This window comes from Arthrobacter sp. cf158 (assembly GCF_900106835.1).
GTDB lineage: Bacteria > Actinomycetota > Actinomycetes > Actinomycetales > Micrococcaceae > Arthrobacter.
The window spans coordinates 129,788-144,631 of sequence record NZ_FNNR01000003.1 but is presented as its reverse complement, the minus strand read 5'-3'; the positions used below and the strand labels follow the sequence as shown (position 1 = coordinate 144,631).

Genomic DNA, 14,844 nt, shown 5'->3' with positions numbered 1-14,844 from the left:
ACTTACTCCCCGCGAAGCCCGTCCAGTGTCTCCTCGGTTGCGGCGCGCAGCGCGGAAACGTCAGGTCCGGCCACCAAAATCCCGCGGCTGGACGTGGCCAGCACGCTGGAGTACGCGTCTCCAAAGGTCGCGCGGAGATCAGCCGGCGTAGCACCCTGGGCGCCAAGGCCCGGAGCCAGGATGGCCCCGCGGACAGGCCCAAGATCAATCGCCAGCTCCTCAAGCGCAGAACCGATGGTTGCGCCCACTACCAGCCCAACCGAACCAAGGACGCCGTCGTAGCGCTGGTTCTCCGCGGCGGCTGCTGCGACAATCCGGCGGGCAACCGAATCGCTTCCGCCAACATGCTGGACTGACTTTCCTTCCGGATTGGACGTCAGTGCAAGGACGAAAACTCCCCTGCCGTACTGGGCCGCGAGGTCCAGCGCAGGACGCAGCGACTCAAAGCCAAGGTATGGGCTCAACGTCACAGAGTCTGCGGCCAAGGAGGAACCATCACGCATCCAGGCGTCGGCGTAGGCAGCCATCGTGGAGCCAATGTCCCCACGCTTGGCATCGGCGATGCTGAGTACACCGGCATCCGTGGACGCAGCCAACGTTCGCTCCAGGACAGCCATTCCTGCTGATCCGTGTCGCTCGTACAGTGCCACCTGCGGCTTCACCGCTGCAGCCAGGGAAGCCACAGCCTCCACGACGGTCAACGAGAAGCGCTCCAGCCCGGCGGCGTCGTCGTTCAATCCCCACTGCGCCAACAACTGCGGGTGCGGGTCGATGCCGACGCACAGCGGGCCGCGGGTGGCCATGGCCGCAGCCAGCCGGGAGCCGAAAGACTCCCGGACCGGCTGCTGCCCTTGTTGCGTTGCGGCGGACTCAGGCATGCGCAGCTTCCACAGCGGCAGCCAGGTTGGCTGCGTGCTCCTGCAGGCTTGTCACCGACCATTCGTAGGTGCGAAGCGCCTCAATGGCCTGAACGGCGGCGTTGAACTCGGCAACCGTGGTGATGCAGGGAATACCGATGGACGTTGCTGCAGCGCGGAGCTCGTACCCGTCGCTGCGGGCTTCACCACCGGAAGGGGTGTTGAAGACCATGTCGATCTCGCCCGCAATGACGAGGTCCGCAATGGTGCCCTCACCTTCGGCGCTGCTGCCCTCAGCCACCTTGCGCACCGGAGTCGCCTGGATGCCGTTGCGGCGCAGAACGTCTGCAGTACCGCCGGTGGAGACGATTTCGAATCCGAGGTCAGAGAGCCGCTTGACGCCCATGATCACGGAGCGCTTGTCGCGGTTCGCCACGGAGACGAAGATCTTGCCTTCGGTGGGCAGCGCATTGTTGGCAGCTGCCTGGCTTTTCGCGAAAGCGGTATCGAAGTGCTTGTCGATACCCATGACCTCACCGGTGGAACGCATTTCCGGACCGAGCAGGGAGTCTACGACCTTGCCCTCCGGTGTGCGGAACCGGCTGAACGGCAGGACGGCTTCCTTTACGGCAACCGGTGCATCCAAAGGCAGCGTGGAACCGTCACCGGTCTCCGGCAACATCTTGTAGGCGCTGCGGAGCTGGTTGATGGTGACACCGGTACCGATCAGCGCGGCAGCCTTCGCCATCTGCACGCCCGTTGCCTTGGAAACGAACGGAACAGTGCGGGATGCCCGCGGGTTGGCTTCCAGGACGTACAGGACGTCGGAAGCCAAGGCGAACTGGATGTTGATGAGACCGCGGACGCCCACACCTTCGGCGATGGCACGGGTTGCGGTGCGCACGCGCTCGATCACGTTGTTGCCGAGGGTGATGGGGGGAAGGACACACGCGGAGTCACCGGAGTGGATACCGGCCTCCTCAATGTGCTCCATGATGCCGCCAAGGTACATGTCGGTGCCGTCGAAGAGCGCGTCGACGTCGATTTCGACGGCGTCTTCAAGGAAACGGTCGATCAGCACCGGGTGGTCCGGGGTGATTTCCGTGGCGTTGGCAATGTAGCGGGACAGGTTGGCTTCGTCGTAGACGATCTCCATGCCACGGCCGCCCAGGACGTAGGACGGACGCACCAGAACCGGGTAGCCGATCTCGTCAGCGATCTTCTTGGCGTCCTCGAAGGATACGGCGGTGCCGTTCTTCGGGGAGGTCAGGCCGGCTTCATCCAGCACGCGGGCAAACGCGCCACGGTGCTCAGCGAGGTCGATCGCTTCGGGGGACGTGCCCAGGATGGGAACGCCGGCGTCGGCGAGCTGCTGGGCCAACTTCAGCGGAGTCTGGCCTCCCAGCTGCACGAACACGCCCATGACGCCGCCAGTACGCTCTTCAGCGGCGATGACTTCGAGGACATCCTCAAGAGTCAGCGGCTCGAAGTACAGGCGCGTGGAAACGTCGTAGTCCGTGGAGACGGTTTCAGGGTTGCAGTTGACCATGACGGTCTCATAGCCGGCTTTGCGCAGTGCCATGGAGGCGTGCACGCAGGAGTAGTCGAACTCAATGCCCTGGCCAATGCGGTTGGGGCCCGAGCCGAGGATGATGACGGAGGGCTTGGAGTGCAGGCCTACCTCGTCTTCCTCGTCATAGGAGGAGTAGTGGTACGGCGTGTAGGCGGCGAACTCTGCGGCACAGGTGTCCACCGTCTTGTAGACCGGGCGAATACCCAGGGCCTGGCGGACGCCACGAACCACAGCCTCGTTGTTGTGCGTCAAGGCACCGATCTGCTCGTCGGAGAAGCCGTGGCGCTTGGCGTTGCGCAGCATTTCCTCAGTGAGTACGCCCGCCTTGCGGATCTCCTGCGCGGTTTCGTTGAGCAGCTGCAGCTGGTCCAGGAACCAGGGATCGATCTTGGTGGCTTCGAAGAGGTCCTCGACGCTGGCGCCACCCAGCATTGCACGCTGCACCTGGTGCAGGCGGTCCGTGGTGGGACGCTTGGCCTTCTCGATGAGCTCAGCAACCTCGTATTCGGGCACGGAGCTGAAGTCCAGCTGGGACCCCTTCTGCTCCAGGGAGCGCAGGGCCTTTTGCAGGGCTTCGGTGAAGTTGCGGCCCATGGCCATGGCCTCGCCCACCGATTTCATGGTGGTGGTCAGCGTGTTGTCTGCTGCCGGGAACTTCTCGAAGGCGAAGCGGGGAACCTTGACCACAACGTAGTCGAGTGTCGGCTCGAACGAGGCCGGCGTCTTCAGCGTGATGTCGTTGGGGATCTCGTCCAGCGTGTAGCCAAGTGAGAGCTTGGTGGCGATCTTGGCGATGGCGAAGCCGGTGGCCTTGGATGCCAGGGCGGAGGAACGGGAGACTCGCGGGTTCATTTCGATGACCACCACCCGACCAGTGGCGGGGTCGATGGCGAACTGGATGTTGCAACCACCGGTGTCCACGCCAACTTCACGGATCACGGCAATGGAGACGTCGCGCAATTTCTGGTACTCACGGTCGGTCAGAGTCAGGGCAGGAGCAACCGTGATGGAGTCGCCGGTGTGGACACCCACGGGATCGAAGTTCTCGATGGAACACACAACAACGACGTTGTCGTTCTTGTCGCGCATCATCTCGAGCTCGTATTCCTTCCAGCCGAGGATGCTCTCTTCGAGCAGGACCTCGGTGGTGGGGCTGTACTGGAGGCCTTGGCCGACGATGCGGCGAAGGTCGTCCTCGTTGTAGGCCAAGCCGGAGCCCAGTCCACCCATGGTGAAGGACGGTCGGACGACCATCGGGTAGCCGAGGTCTTCCGCAGCAGCAAAGGCCTCGTCCATGGTGTGGATGATGTGGCTGCGGGCAGATTCAGCACCGCAACGCTCAACGACGCCCTTGAACTTTTCGCGGTCCTCGCCAAGCTCAATGGCAGCGATGTTCGCACCAATGAGTTCCACGTTGTACTTCTCCAGCACGCCGTTCTTGTCCAGCGCGATGGCCGTGTTCAGCGCCGTCTGGCCTCCCAGGGTGGGCAGGATGGCGTCCGGACGCTCCTTGGCGATGATCTTTTCCACCACCTCGGGAGTGATGGGCTCAACGTAGGTGGCATCGGCGAACTCAGGGTCCGTCATGATGGTAGCCGGGTTGGAGTTTACGAGGATGACCCGCAGGCCTTCCTCCTTGAGGACACGCAGCGCCTGGGTACCGGAGTAGTCGAACTCGGCAGCCTGGCCGATGACGATGGGGCCGGAACCGATGACAAGGACGCTCTTGAGATCTGTACGCTTGGGCATTACTTCTTGTCCTCAGTCTTGGAGTCGGTGGTGGTGGCAGCGCCGGACTTCGTCTCAGCCATGAGATCGATGAAGCGGTCGAAGAGGTAGGCGGCATCGTGTGGACCTGCCGCGGCCTCAGGGTGGTACTGGACCGAGAACGCCGGGATGTCGAGGCACGCTAGCCCCTCAACGACGTCGTCATTCAACGAAACGTGGCTGACTTCCACGCGACCGTAACGCTCCTCCGGTGCCACGGTGGCACCGTTCATCGGAGCATCAACGGCGAAGCCGTGGTTCTGTGACGTGATTTCAACCTTGCCGGTGCGGCGGTCCATCACCGGCTGGTTGATGCCACGGTGGCCGTAACGGAGCTTGTACGTGCCGAAGCCAAGGGCGCGGCCCAGGATCTGGTTGCCGAAGCAGATGCCGAAGTAGGGCAGCTTCTCGTCCAGAACTGAACGCAACAACGACACTTGGTGGTCCGCCGTGGCGGGGTCGCCAGGTCCGTTGGACATGAAGAAGCCATCCGGGTTGACGGCGTTGACGTCCTCCAGCGTGGACGTGGCCGGCAGGACATGAACCCGGACGCCGCGCTCTGCAAAGCGCACCGGTGTCATGGCCTTGATGCCCAGGTCAACAGCTGCGATGGAGAAGCGCGGTTCGCCCTCCCAGCCGTGGTCCTTGGGTTCCACGACGTAGGCCTCATCGATGGAGACTTCCTCGGCGAGGGCTGCACCTTCCATGGGGGCACTGGCCAGGACGGTGTCCAGCAGTTCCTTGTCGGTAGCCTGCGCGGCGTCACCCGAGAAGATGCCTGCACGCATGGTTTTGTGCTCGCGCAGGTGGCGGGTGATGGCGCGGGTGTCTACGCCCTGGATACCGACGATTCCCTGCTCCACCAGTTCGTCATCGAGGCTGCGTTCGGAGCGCCAGTTGGAGGGGCGTCGGGCAGCGTCGCGCACGATGTACCCGGCCACCCAGATGCGGCGGGATTCAGCGTCCTCGCTGTTGACGCCTGTGTTGCCGATGTGCGGAGCCGTCTGGACTACCAGTTGCCGGGCGTAGGAGGGGTCCGTGATGGTCTCCTGGTAGCCGGTCATGCCGGTGGCGAAGACGGCCTCACCCAGGGCGGTTCCCTGGGCTCCGTAGCTGCGGCCGCGGAACATGCGGCCGTCTTCGAGCACCAGCACTGCTGCTGAGGGGGTGGGTGTGGTGGCTGCTGTACTATCCGTCACTTTATTACTTTCCACTATCGGCATCTGCCTGAGGGGCTGCGGAGATCAATTCCTGGAGGGCTTCGAGGAGGAGGTGCTTGTCGGCTGCGTGCCTGGACCTGAATCCAGTGTCGAGCTCCCTGGCGCCAAGCTTCCAACTGATGACCAGGAGACCGTCTTTCTCGACGAACTTCCCAGCCATCCCGTTTGACTCACGGCTGTCGGCCAGGGCTGCGCTGGGGATGAACACCGGGGCGGCACCGGACCGGTCGAACAGCACGCCTTCAGCGTGGATGCTCAGTTCCGCATTTGTCCGGATGCCAAGGCCCTGGACCGCGATCCGGTCCAGCCAGTCGCCGGCCGTGGTGGTGGCCACATACTGGCCATCTGCCACCACGGTGGCCGGGGTCAGCTGCTCCGGAACCGCGGGGAGGCGTCCGAGGTCGGCTTGTCGCCTCAGCCGGTTCCGCCATCCCAACCAGATCATCGCCAGGACGACGACGATCAACGGCACCGTGATGAGCACGGTCAGTGTTTGGTTGTCCATTAGTTGCTGCTGACTGCCGGGTACCTGTAAGGCGTGTTGAGCTGACCATTGAGGACCGTGGGGTGGCCCTTGAAGAAGGTCGCCACCACGGATCCGGGCAGCTCCTTGCCCTTGAACGGTGAATTGCGGCCCATGGTTGCCATTTTATGCGGGTCAACGGTCCAACGCGCAGCCGGGTCCACCAGGATGACGTTCGCAGGTTCGCCAACCTCCAACGGGCGGCCCTGGTCAGCAACGCGGCCGATGACAGCTGGCGTGAAGGATGTAACCCTCGCGAAGTCGGCCCACGTCATGAGGCCGGTCTCGATCATGGTCTCCTGGACCACGGAGAGGGCGGTTTCGAGTCCCGTCATACCCATGGCTGCCTGCGCCCATTCGCATTCCTTGTGCTCGCTGGGATGCGGGGCGTGGTCCGTGCCAACAACATCGATGGTGCCATCCGCAAGGCCCGCGCGCAGTGCTTGCACGTCGGCGTCCGTGCGCAGCGGCGGATTGACCTTGTACACGGGGTCGTAGCTGCGGACCAGTTCGTCGGTCAAGAGCAGGTGGTGTGGGGTTACCTCGGCAGTGACGTTGATACCTCGAGCCTTGGCCCAGCGCACAATCTCCACGGATCCGGCCGTGGACACATGGCAGACGTGCAGGCGGGAACCAACATGCTGTGCCAGCAGGACGTCGCGGGCAATGATGCTTTCCTCAGCAACAGCCGGCCATCCTGTCAGCCCGAGCACTGCAGAGACAGCGCCTTCGTTCATCTGTGCCCCGGCCGTCAGGCGGGGTTCCTGCGCGTGCTGGGCCACCACGCCGTCGAACGCTTTCACGTATTCCAGGGCGCGGCGCATGATGACGGGATCGTGAACGCAGATGCCGTCATCGGAGAACATCCGGACCTGGGCGCGGGAATCCGCCATGGCGCCCAGCTCTGCCAGTTGTTCCCCGGCCAAACCTACGGTGACTGCACCAACAGGGCGTACATCCACCCAGCCGGATGCGCGGCCCAGGCTGTGGACCTGCTCAACGACGCCTGCGGTGTCTGCCACCGGGTTGCTGTTGGCCATCGCGTGGACAGCGGTGAAGCCGCCCAACGCTGCAGCGCGGGTACCGGTCTCCACGGTCTCTGCGTCTTCGCGGCCGGGTTCGCGCAGGTGTGTGTGGACGTCAACCATTCCGGGAAGGGCAACCAGGCCCTGGGCGTCAATGACGGTGGCGCCCTCGCCGGAGAGGTCCTTACCACGTGCTTCGATGATTCCGTCGCGGATCAACAGGTCTTCAGCGTCGCCGCCGAGGATGGCTGCCCCACGAATCAGGTAGGTGTTCTCTGCCATCAGTTGGTCTCCTTGCTGGACTGGATTGCATTCGGGGCGGCTTCGCGGGAGTCCCCGGAGAGCAGCAGATAGAGGGCGGCCATGCGGACCGAAACGCCGTTTCGCACTTGGGCAAGCACAGTGGAACGCGGCGAATCTGCGGCGGCCGACGAAATTTCCAGGCCCCTGTTCATGGGACCCGGGTGCATGATGATGGTGTCCTTCATGCCGAGCTCGTCCAACGCACGGAGCCGGGCGTCGTCGAATCCCCAGCGTCGCGAATACTCGCGGGTTGAGGGGAAGAATGAAGCGTTCATGCGCTCACCCTGGACACGCAGCATCATCATGGCATCGATGCCGGCCTCAAGAGTCTGGTCCAGGTTGTAGCTGACCTTGCAGGGCCAGTGCTCGACGCCGATAGGCAGCAATGTGGGTGGCGCCACCAAGGTGACCTCTGCCCCGAGGGTCTTCAGCAACCAGACGTTCGAGCGGGCAACGCGTGAGTGCAGGACGTCGCCCGCGATCGCTACCCGCATGCCCTTGAGGTCCGCCCCCGTGGAAGCAGTTCCCCTGAGCTGCGCCCAATGCCGGCGCATGGTGAAAGCGTCCAGAAGTGCCTGCGTGGGATGTTCGTGGGTACCGTCGCCGGCGTTGATGACTGCCGCATCGATCCAGTCCGTGGCGGCCAGGCGGTGCGGAGCACCCGAGGCCCAGTGGCGGATGACCACTGCATCCGCCCCCATGGCGGCCAGTGTTTGCGCCGTATCCTTGAGCGACTCACCCTTGGAAACCGAGGAGCCCTTGGCTGCGAAGTTAATCACGTCGGCTGAGAGGCGCTTGGCTGCGGCTTCGAAGGAGATCCGGGTGCGGGTGGAATCCTCAAAGAAGAGGTTCACCACGGTCCGACCCCGTAGTGCGGGCAGCTTCTTCACTTCACGCTCGCCTACCGCGGACATCTCTTCAGCGGTGTCCAGAACCCGAATGGCGTCAAAGGCGCTGAGGTTTTCTGTAGAAAGGAGGTGCTTCACTTGCCGGCCTCGATAACTACCTCGTTGACGGGCACACCATCCATGGCGTCGATTTCCTCGAGGTGGACACGGACCTTCTCAGAGGACGAGGTGGGCAGGTTCTTGCCCACATGGTCAGCACGGATCGGAAGCTCGCGGTGGCCCCTGTCCACCAGGACGGCCAAACGGACAATCCTGGGGCGGCCGAGGTCCACCAGCGCGTCCAAAGCGGCGCGGATAGTGCGCCCCGAGTAGAGGACGTCGTCGATCAGGACAACAACTTTATTGTCGATGCCTGACAACGGAAGCCGGGTGTGACGCGGCGGCCGGGTGGGCTGGTGGGAAAGATCGTCACGGAACATCGTGACATCCAGTTGGCCAACGATCGCCTGGGCGTTGACCGTGGGATCAGCTGCTGCGATTTTGTTGGCAAGCCGCACGGCCAAGGGATAGCCACGGCTGGGAATGCCCAGAAGAACCAGGTCCTGGGAGCCTTTGTTGGCTTCGAGGATCTCGTGGGCGATACGAGTGAGCGCACGATCAATGTCTGCCTGGTTGAGGACAACCCGCGACGGCATGTGCGCTGAAGTGACTTCAGTCATCGCTCGTCTCCCCTTTCCCCGCCTCACGGGACGGAATTAAAAAAGGAATATTTGCTTTTCAAAGCTACCACAGCAGCACTTTCCCGCCTCACGCCCGGCGGCAACCTTGGCGTGAGTTTAAGCTCACATTCCCACGGGTGGAATAGGCTCTTGCCCATGACCTCGAACCCTCATGGGCAGCCCGGCGGACAACCCTATCCGCGGCCCTATCTGGAACCCTCAGCCAATCCCACATGGATTGGCCGCGTCCTGCCCGGCAACTACCAGCCCGCTCCGGGGAATCCGACGTCGCTCCCCCAGCAAAGCTGGGCCATCCCTCCGGTCCCGGTACGCCGGTCAATGGGGACACTCCCTTTGGTCATCACAGGCGCGGTGTTGGCCATTGCCAGCCTCCTTCTGGTGGTCCCGTTCCTGCTGGGCAACACTGGAATTACAGGCTTCGTGATCGGCTTCATCGCCTCCCTCATCCCCCTGTCCGTGGTGCTGCTGACGGTACGCCTCATTGATCGCTGGGAACCCGAGCCCAAACGGCTCCTCTGGTTCGCTTTCACCTGGGGTGCTGCTGTGTCCATTGCCGGGACACTCCTGATCCAGCCACTCTTCGCACTCGCTGCGCCTACAAGCAGCGAAGAAGCATTTACCTACTTCATGGCAACGGTCCAGGCCCCCATCGTGGAGGAATTCACCAAGTCACTGGGGTTGCTGGTGCTGGTCCTGGCAGCCCGGAAATATTTTGACGGTCCTGTGGATGGGGTCGTGTTCGCGTTCACCATTGCCGCCGGATTCGCGTTCACGGAAAACATCCTCTACTTCGGACGCGAAATCGCATCGTCCACGGATCCCGGCACGGACCTGGTACGCATTTTCATCCTCCGCGGCGTCATGTCGCCTTTCGCGCATGCCATCTTCACGGGGACGACCGGCCTGGTCATGGGTTTCGCAGCCAGGAAGTGGCACCCGGGATATGCGGTGCTGGCATTCTTCATTGGTTTGCTGCCCGCCATGTTCCTGCACAATCGCTGGAACAGCATGGGCCAGGATTTCCTGGCGGCGTACTTTGTGGTCCAGGTGCCGATTTTCCTGGTAGCGGCCGTGGGCATCATCTTGCTGCGGGTCGCTGAAGGCAAGCTCACGCGCCAGCGGCTCATGGAGTACGCCCGGGCGGGTTGGTTCACGCCTGCCGAAGTGGAAATGCTGGCCACATCCAGGGGCCGGCGGCAGGCTCTTCGCTGGGCTTCATCCCGGGCGCGCGGGCAGCAGATGAAGGCCTTCATCAGAGGGGCCACAACATTGGCATTCACGCGTCAGCGAATTCTCAGTGGCCGGGATGTCCAGGTTCATCAGCACGATGAACTGGAAGCCCTCCGCGCCATTCCAGGACTACGGGCAGCTGTGCTGCACTAACGCAAAGGACCCGCCTTGAACACAAAAGGACCCGCGGTGACAGTTTCCTGTCAGCGGGTCCTTTGATGTCATGCCGGGCGGAGGCAGTTGCCTAGGCCAGCAAAGACGGCTTGAGCTTCTGAAGCCGGCCAAGCAGTCCGTTGATGAAGGCCGGCGACTCGTCCGTGGACATGGTCTTGGCGAGGGCCACAGCTTCGCTCACTGCCACGCCGTCCGGAACTTCATCATTGTAAAGAAGCTCCCAAGCACCAATCCGAAGGATGATGCGGTCTACCGACGGCATCCGCTCCAACGTCCAGCCCTGGGCGTACGTCTGCAGGAACTCATCAATGGTTGCCTGCATGGAAACAACGCCTTCCACGATTTCCACCGTGTAGGGGTTGATGACCAGGTCGGTCTTCTCCCGGCGCGCTGTCATCGCGTCAAAAGCCGAAACGGAGCGTTGCTCTGCCTCGAAAAGTACTTCCAGTGCCCTGCTACGGGCTTTACCGCGGGCGCTCACTAGTCGTTGACCCGGCCCAGGTAGCTGCCATCACGGGTGTCGACCTTGACCTTGGTGCCCTGCTCAACGAACAGCGGAACCTGGATCTCGTAACCGGTTTCAACGGTGGCCGGCTTGGTTCCTGCCGAGGAGCGGTCACCCTGGAGGCCCGGCTCGGTGTAGGTGATTTCGAGCACGACGCTCGGCGGCAACTCGATGTACAGCGGGGTGCCCTCGTGGATGGCGATGTTGACCATCTGGTTCTCAAGCATGAAGTTGGTGGCATCGCCAACAGTGGCGCCGGAGACGGTGATTTGGTCGTAGTCCTGGGTGTCCATGAAGACAAAGTCTTCACCGTCCTGGTACAGGTACTGGTAATCACGGCGGTCAACCGTGGCGGTCTCGATCTTGAGGCCGGCGTTGAATGTCTTATCGACTACCTTGCCGGACATAACATTGCGCATCTTGGTGCGGACGAACGCGCCGCCCTTGCCCGGCTTGACGTGCTGGAACTCGATGATGTTCCAGAGCTGGCCCTCGAGCTTCAGTACGGTCCCGTTCTTGATGTCGTTTGTGGTTGCCACTCGTATCCTCAGGTTTCTCTCACTGGTTCAAGCTGCCAGTTCGTCTATGCCAAGCAGGCATGCCAAACGGCCCGCCAGCTCGTATTTATCAAAAATCCAAGAACCATTCTACCGGTAAATAGCCCGGAGCCTTGCGAACGGTGATTTCAGCGGCGTTCAGGAAGCCATTTCAAGCACGTTGCGGGCACGCTGCAGGGCTACCGCAGAAGAGTAGATCAGCGCCGCATCGGCTGCCATGGCCACCCGCAAGTCCAGTGCCCTGGCGAACTCTTCGGAAGCTGCCAGCGGGTTGCCACTCACAAAATAGGCACGGCCCAGATACTGGCGGACGATTGCTTCCTTGGAACTCCCCTGAACTTCATGGAGCAAGTGCCGGAACAGCTGAACCGCACGGTCCAACCGGTTTGTGGCCCGGTGCACCTCTGCTTCGAAGATCCGGAGACGGAACGACTCAGGATCTTTGTAACGAGCTTCAGCCAACAGCTCCGCCGCTTCCTTGGGCTGGTTTTCCAGCAGGAGCGCCATAATGCGATCAGCAGGGTCCTCGGAAGCCGCCAGAGCAGTCTCCATGACGTCCTCGTTGACCACCACGGGCAGCAACGTGTCCGGATTCATTCGAACTCCGGGAAAGCCTGCTGTCGGCCAGTCGCTGACGCCTTCCCGCAGGGTGATCGTCATGATGCGATCTCCTGATAGGCGGCAAACAGAAGGGAGGTGTCAGGCACGTCAAGGATGCCCGGCTTCGCCACACCATCAAGGACAACGAAGCGAAGAAGGTCACCGCGGGATTTCTTGTCCCGGCGCATGCCGTCAAGCAAACCCTGCCAGCGGTCACGACGGTAGGTGACCGGCAGTCCCAAGCCCTCCAGGATGGTGCGGTGGCGATCGGCGTCAGCGTCGGACAACCGCCCAACACTGCGGGACAACTCAGCAGCAAACATCATTCCCACGGAGACGGCCGCGCCGTGGCGCCAGGAGTAGCGTTCCACCAACTCGATGGCGTGGCCCAGCGTATGGCCGTAATTCAGGATCTCGCGAAGACCGGACTCCTTGAGGTCCTTGGACACTACTTCCGCCTTAACGGAGATGGCACGCTCGATCAGTTCGCGGACCACATCCGAGCCGGCGTCCATGACGGCGTGGGTGTTCTGCTCAACCAGCTCCAGGATCACGGGGTCGGCAATGAACCCGCACTTGATGACCTCGGCCATGCCGGAAATCAACTCGTTCTTGGGCAACGTCTGGAGGGTATCCAGATCTACCAGCACGGCAGCAGGCGGGTGGAAGGAACCCACGAGGTTCTTCCCCTCTGCGGTATTAATTCCGGTCTTACCGCCAACAGAGGCATCCACCATGCCCAGCAGGCTGGTGGGCATGTGGATGACCTTGACGCCACGGAGCCACGTGGCTGCCACAAAACCGGCGAGGTCGGTCACCGCACCGCCTCCAACGGCCACAATGGCGTCAGAGCGGGTGAAGTCGTTCTGACCAAGCACCTGCCAGCAAAACGCCGCCACCTGAATGTGCTTGCCCTCTTCGGCATCCGGAATCTCAGCCGTAAGTGCGGTAAAACCAGCGGCCTCGAGCTCGGCGCGGACGGTATCACCGGTCAAACGCAGGGCACGGGGGTGGATAACCAAAACGCGCCGCACACGTTCACCAAGTTTGGCGGGAAGGGTGTCCAGAAGGCCACGGCCCACCACGACGTCGTAGTTTTCGTTAACTGACTGGCCGGTCACCTTGATGACAGTTGCTTCGTTGCTCACTTTTCAACTTCCTCTTTCAAGGCTGCATACTGGCGCAGCCGCTCCTCCAACTGGAGGCCGATTTCCGCGACGGATCCTGAACGGACGTCCATGACGATATCCGCGAGTCGCTCGTAGACAGGACGCCTGGTGGCAAACAACGCTTCCCAACGGGTCATGGCGTCGCCCTGCAGCAAAGGCCTGCCGGTATTGCGGGCTATTCGATCTGCCACCGTCTCCGCGTCACACTCAAGGTAAACCACAGTGCACTCCCCCAGCAGTTGCTGGGTGCCCGAGTCAAGGACCGCGCCTCCGCCCAGCGAAATAATCGCTGGGCTCAACGTGGCAGATTCGATGGACTTGGCGACGGCCCGCGCTTCAATCTCGCGGAACGCATGCTCTCCCCGGCCCGCGAAGATATCCGCGATGCTGCCGTGCGCAGCGACAACCACCGCGTCGGTGTCAACAAAGGGAAGACCCAGCTGCTGTGCCAGCTGCTGGCCAATTGCCGACTTGCCAACAGCCATGGGCCCCACCAGAACAACGGGACGGCCGGGACAGCCATCCTGAACAGGGCGGACCACTACCGGCCGACCGAGTCCAGGGTGGCAGGGATGTTGTCGAGGTAGCTCTGCAGGTTTCGCTGGGTCTCGGCGACGGAGTCTCCACCGAACTTCTCGGCAACAGCCTCGGCCAGGACCAGGGCAACCATGGCCTCGGCAACGACGCCGGCGGCGGGCACCGCACACACATCTGAACGCTGGTGGTGGGCCTTGGCCGGCTCACCGGTGCTCACGTCGATGGTGCGCAGAGCACGCGGAACGGTGGCGATCGGCTTCATGGCAGCGCGAACCCGCAGAACTTCACCGATGCTCATGCCACCTTCGATGCCACCGGCCCTGTTGGTCTGGCGAACGATCCTGCCATTCCCGTCCTTGACGATCTCATCATGGGCGGCAGAACCGCGGCGGGCAGCTGTCAGGAAACCGTCACCGACTTCCACACCCTTAATGGCCTGGATGCCCATCAGTGCCGCAGCCAACCGTGAGTCGAGCCGACGATCCCAGTGCACGTAGCTACCCAGTCCGGGCGGCAGACCATAGGCGAGGACCTCAACAACTCCACCGAGGGTTTCGCCTTCTTTGTGGGCAGCGTCAACCTCGGACACCATAGCGTCCGACGTTTCGCGGTCGAAACAGCGGAGAGGGTCAGCGTCCAGTGCCAGGACGTCCTGCGGCAGCGGCAGCGGCCGGCCCTCAGGAACAGTCACGCTGGCAATGGACACGGTGTGGCTTACCAACTCGATGCCCAACTGCTTCAGGAATTGGGCAGCAACGGTACCAAGTGCCACGCGGGTGGCGGTCTCGCGGGCACTGGCACGCTCAAGAACCGGTCGGGCTTCGTCGAAACCGTACTTCTGCATACCCGTGAAGTCGGCGTGCCCGGGACGGGGACGCGTCAAGGGGGCATTGCGCGCTTGATCGGCGAGGACTTCCGGATCCACGGGATCCGCAGACATGATCTGCTCCCACTTGGGCCACTCAGTGTTACCAACCTGGATGGCCACTGGCCCGCCTTGGGTCAGTCCATGGCGGACGCCGCCCATAATGGTGACCTCGTCCTGCTCAAACTTCATGCGGGCTCCCCGCCCATAGCCCAGGCGGCGACGCGCCAGGGCGTCGCGAATCTGCCCGCTGGTGAGTTCAACACCGGCAGGCACGCCTTCAACAATTCCGATCAGAGCCGGACCGTGGGATTCACCGGCAGTCAACCAACGCAACATATAACCAATCCT

Annotated in this window: 14 protein-coding genes; 1 reads left to right on the top strand and 13 read right to left on the bottom strand. The window is 62.6% G+C overall.

Annotated features, from left to right (window positions below):
* Positions 1-2: 2 nt before the first annotated feature.
* Genes pyrF through pyrR form a run of 7 tightly spaced genes read right to left on the bottom strand, consistent with a single transcriptional unit; the run spans position 3 to position 8,835 of the window.
* A complete protein-coding gene (pyrF, locus tag BLW08_RS06695; protein ID WP_091324032.1) occupies positions 3-878 on the bottom strand; it encodes an orotidine-5'-phosphate decarboxylase in 876 nt (291 codons plus the stop codon).
* Positions 871-4,179: a carbamoyl-phosphate synthase large subunit gene (gene carB / locus BLW08_RS06690; protein WP_091324030.1), complete on the bottom strand. Its 3,309-nt coding sequence runs from the start codon at positions 4,177-4,179 to the stop codon at positions 871-873. The genes pyrF and carB overlap by 8 nt, the downstream gene beginning before the upstream one ends.
* The gene (gene carA / locus BLW08_RS06685) at positions 4,179-5,420 is read right to left on the bottom strand and encodes a glutamine-hydrolyzing carbamoyl-phosphate synthase small subunit (protein ID WP_090821653.1); all 1,242 of its coding nucleotides are present in this window, start codon (positions 5,418-5,420) and stop codon (positions 4,179-4,181) included. The genes carB and carA overlap by 1 nt, the downstream gene beginning before the upstream one ends.
* Positions 5,401-5,922 (bottom strand): PH-like domain-containing protein, encoded by a 522-nt coding sequence (locus BLW08_RS06680; protein ID WP_090821655.1) that lies wholly within the window; start codon positions 5,920-5,922, stop codon positions 5,401-5,403. Before BLW08_RS06680 ends, carA begins: the two co-directional genes overlap by 20 nt.
* Positions 5,922-7,247, bottom strand: coding sequence for a dihydroorotase (locus BLW08_RS06675; RefSeq protein ID WP_090821657.1), 1,326 nt, complete (start codon positions 7,245-7,247; stop codon positions 5,922-5,924). Before BLW08_RS06675 ends, BLW08_RS06680 begins: the two co-directional genes overlap by 1 nt.
* On the bottom strand, positions 7,247-8,254 hold the full coding sequence (locus tag BLW08_RS06670; protein ID WP_090821659.1) for an aspartate carbamoyltransferase catalytic subunit: 1,008 nt from the start codon (positions 8,252-8,254) through the stop codon (positions 7,247-7,249). The genes BLW08_RS06675 and BLW08_RS06670 overlap by 1 nt, the downstream gene beginning before the upstream one ends.
* Entirely contained in the window at positions 8,251-8,835 is a 585-nt protein-coding gene (pyrR, locus tag BLW08_RS06665; RefSeq protein ID WP_091324026.1) for a bifunctional pyr operon transcriptional regulator/uracil phosphoribosyltransferase PyrR, read from the bottom strand. Before pyrR ends, BLW08_RS06670 begins: the two co-directional genes overlap by 4 nt.
* Positions 8,836-8,946: 111 nt before the next feature.
* On the opposite strand from pyrR, the gene BLW08_RS06660 reads away from it, so the two are divergent.
* The gene (locus BLW08_RS06660) at positions 8,947-10,239 is read left to right on the top strand and encodes a PrsW family intramembrane metalloprotease (RefSeq protein WP_091324497.1); all 1,293 of its coding nucleotides are present in this window, start codon (positions 8,947-8,949) and stop codon (positions 10,237-10,239) included.
* A gap of 91 nt (positions 10,240-10,330) precedes the next feature.
* Here the strand turns inward: BLW08_RS06660 and nusB are convergent, their stop codons facing one another.
* The 6 genes from nusB to aroC form a co-directional block, all read right to left on the bottom strand.
* On the bottom strand, positions 10,331-10,741 hold the full coding sequence (gene nusB / locus BLW08_RS06655; RefSeq protein WP_011774956.1) for a transcription antitermination factor NusB: 411 nt from the start codon (positions 10,739-10,741) through the stop codon (positions 10,331-10,333).
* Positions 10,741-11,304, bottom strand: coding sequence for an elongation factor P (gene efp, locus BLW08_RS06650; protein ID WP_011774957.1), 564 nt, complete (start codon positions 11,302-11,304; stop codon positions 10,741-10,743). Before efp ends, nusB begins: the two co-directional genes overlap by 1 nt.
* Positions 11,305-11,460: 156 nt before the next feature.
* Positions 11,461-11,982 carry a tetratricopeptide repeat protein gene (locus BLW08_RS06645; protein ID WP_090821663.1) on the bottom strand — a complete coding sequence of 174 codons (522 nt, stop codon included), beginning with the start codon at positions 11,980-11,982 and terminating at the stop codon, positions 11,461-11,463.
* The gene (gene aroB / locus BLW08_RS06640) at positions 11,979-13,070 is read right to left on the bottom strand and encodes a 3-dehydroquinate synthase (RefSeq protein WP_091324023.1); all 1,092 of its coding nucleotides are present in this window, start codon (positions 13,068-13,070) and stop codon (positions 11,979-11,981) included. The genes BLW08_RS06645 and aroB overlap by 4 nt, the downstream gene beginning before the upstream one ends.
* Positions 13,067-13,576, bottom strand: a complete 510-nt coding sequence (locus BLW08_RS06635; RefSeq protein WP_091324495.1) for a shikimate kinase — start codon at positions 13,574-13,576, stop codon at positions 13,067-13,069. Before BLW08_RS06635 ends, aroB begins: the two co-directional genes overlap by 4 nt.
* A 56-nt stretch (positions 13,577-13,632) precedes the next feature.
* Positions 13,633-14,832: a chorismate synthase gene (gene aroC / locus BLW08_RS06630; RefSeq protein ID WP_090821667.1), complete on the bottom strand. Its 1,200-nt coding sequence runs from the start codon at positions 14,830-14,832 to the stop codon at positions 13,633-13,635.
* Positions 14,833-14,844 lie beyond the last annotated feature (12 nt).

Coding starts and splice junctions, on each gene's coding strand:
- carB (WP_091324030.1), bottom strand. CDS start 4,179: ATGCCCAAGCGTACAGATCTCAAGAGCGTCCTTGTCATCGGTTCCGGC.
- carA (WP_090821653.1), bottom strand. CDS start 5,420: ATGCCGATAGTGGAAAGTAATAAAGTGACGGATAGTACAGCAGCCACC.
- BLW08_RS06635 (WP_091324495.1), bottom strand. CDS start 13,576: ATGGCTGTTGGCAAGTCGGCAATTGGCCAGCAGCTGGCACAGCAGCTG.
- pyrF (WP_091324032.1), bottom strand. CDS start 878: ATGCCTGAGTCCGCCGCAACGCAACAAGGGCAGCAGCCGGTCCGGGAG.
- BLW08_RS06680 (WP_090821655.1), bottom strand. CDS start 5,922: ATGGACAACCAAACACTGACCGTGCTCATCACGGTGCCGTTGATCGTC.
- BLW08_RS06675 (WP_090821657.1), bottom strand. CDS start 7,247: ATGGCAGAGAACACCTACCTGATTCGTGGGGCAGCCATCCTCGGCGGC.
- aroC (WP_090821667.1), bottom strand. CDS start 14,832: ATGTTGCGTTGGTTGACTGCCGGTGAATCCCACGGTCCGGCTCTGATC.
- BLW08_RS06645 (WP_090821663.1), bottom strand. CDS start 11,982: ATGACGATCACCCTGCGGGAAGGCGTCAGCGACTGGCCGACAGCAGGC.
- pyrR (WP_091324026.1), bottom strand. CDS start 8,835: ATGACTGAAGTCACTTCAGCGCACATGCCGTCGCGGGTTGTCCTCAAC.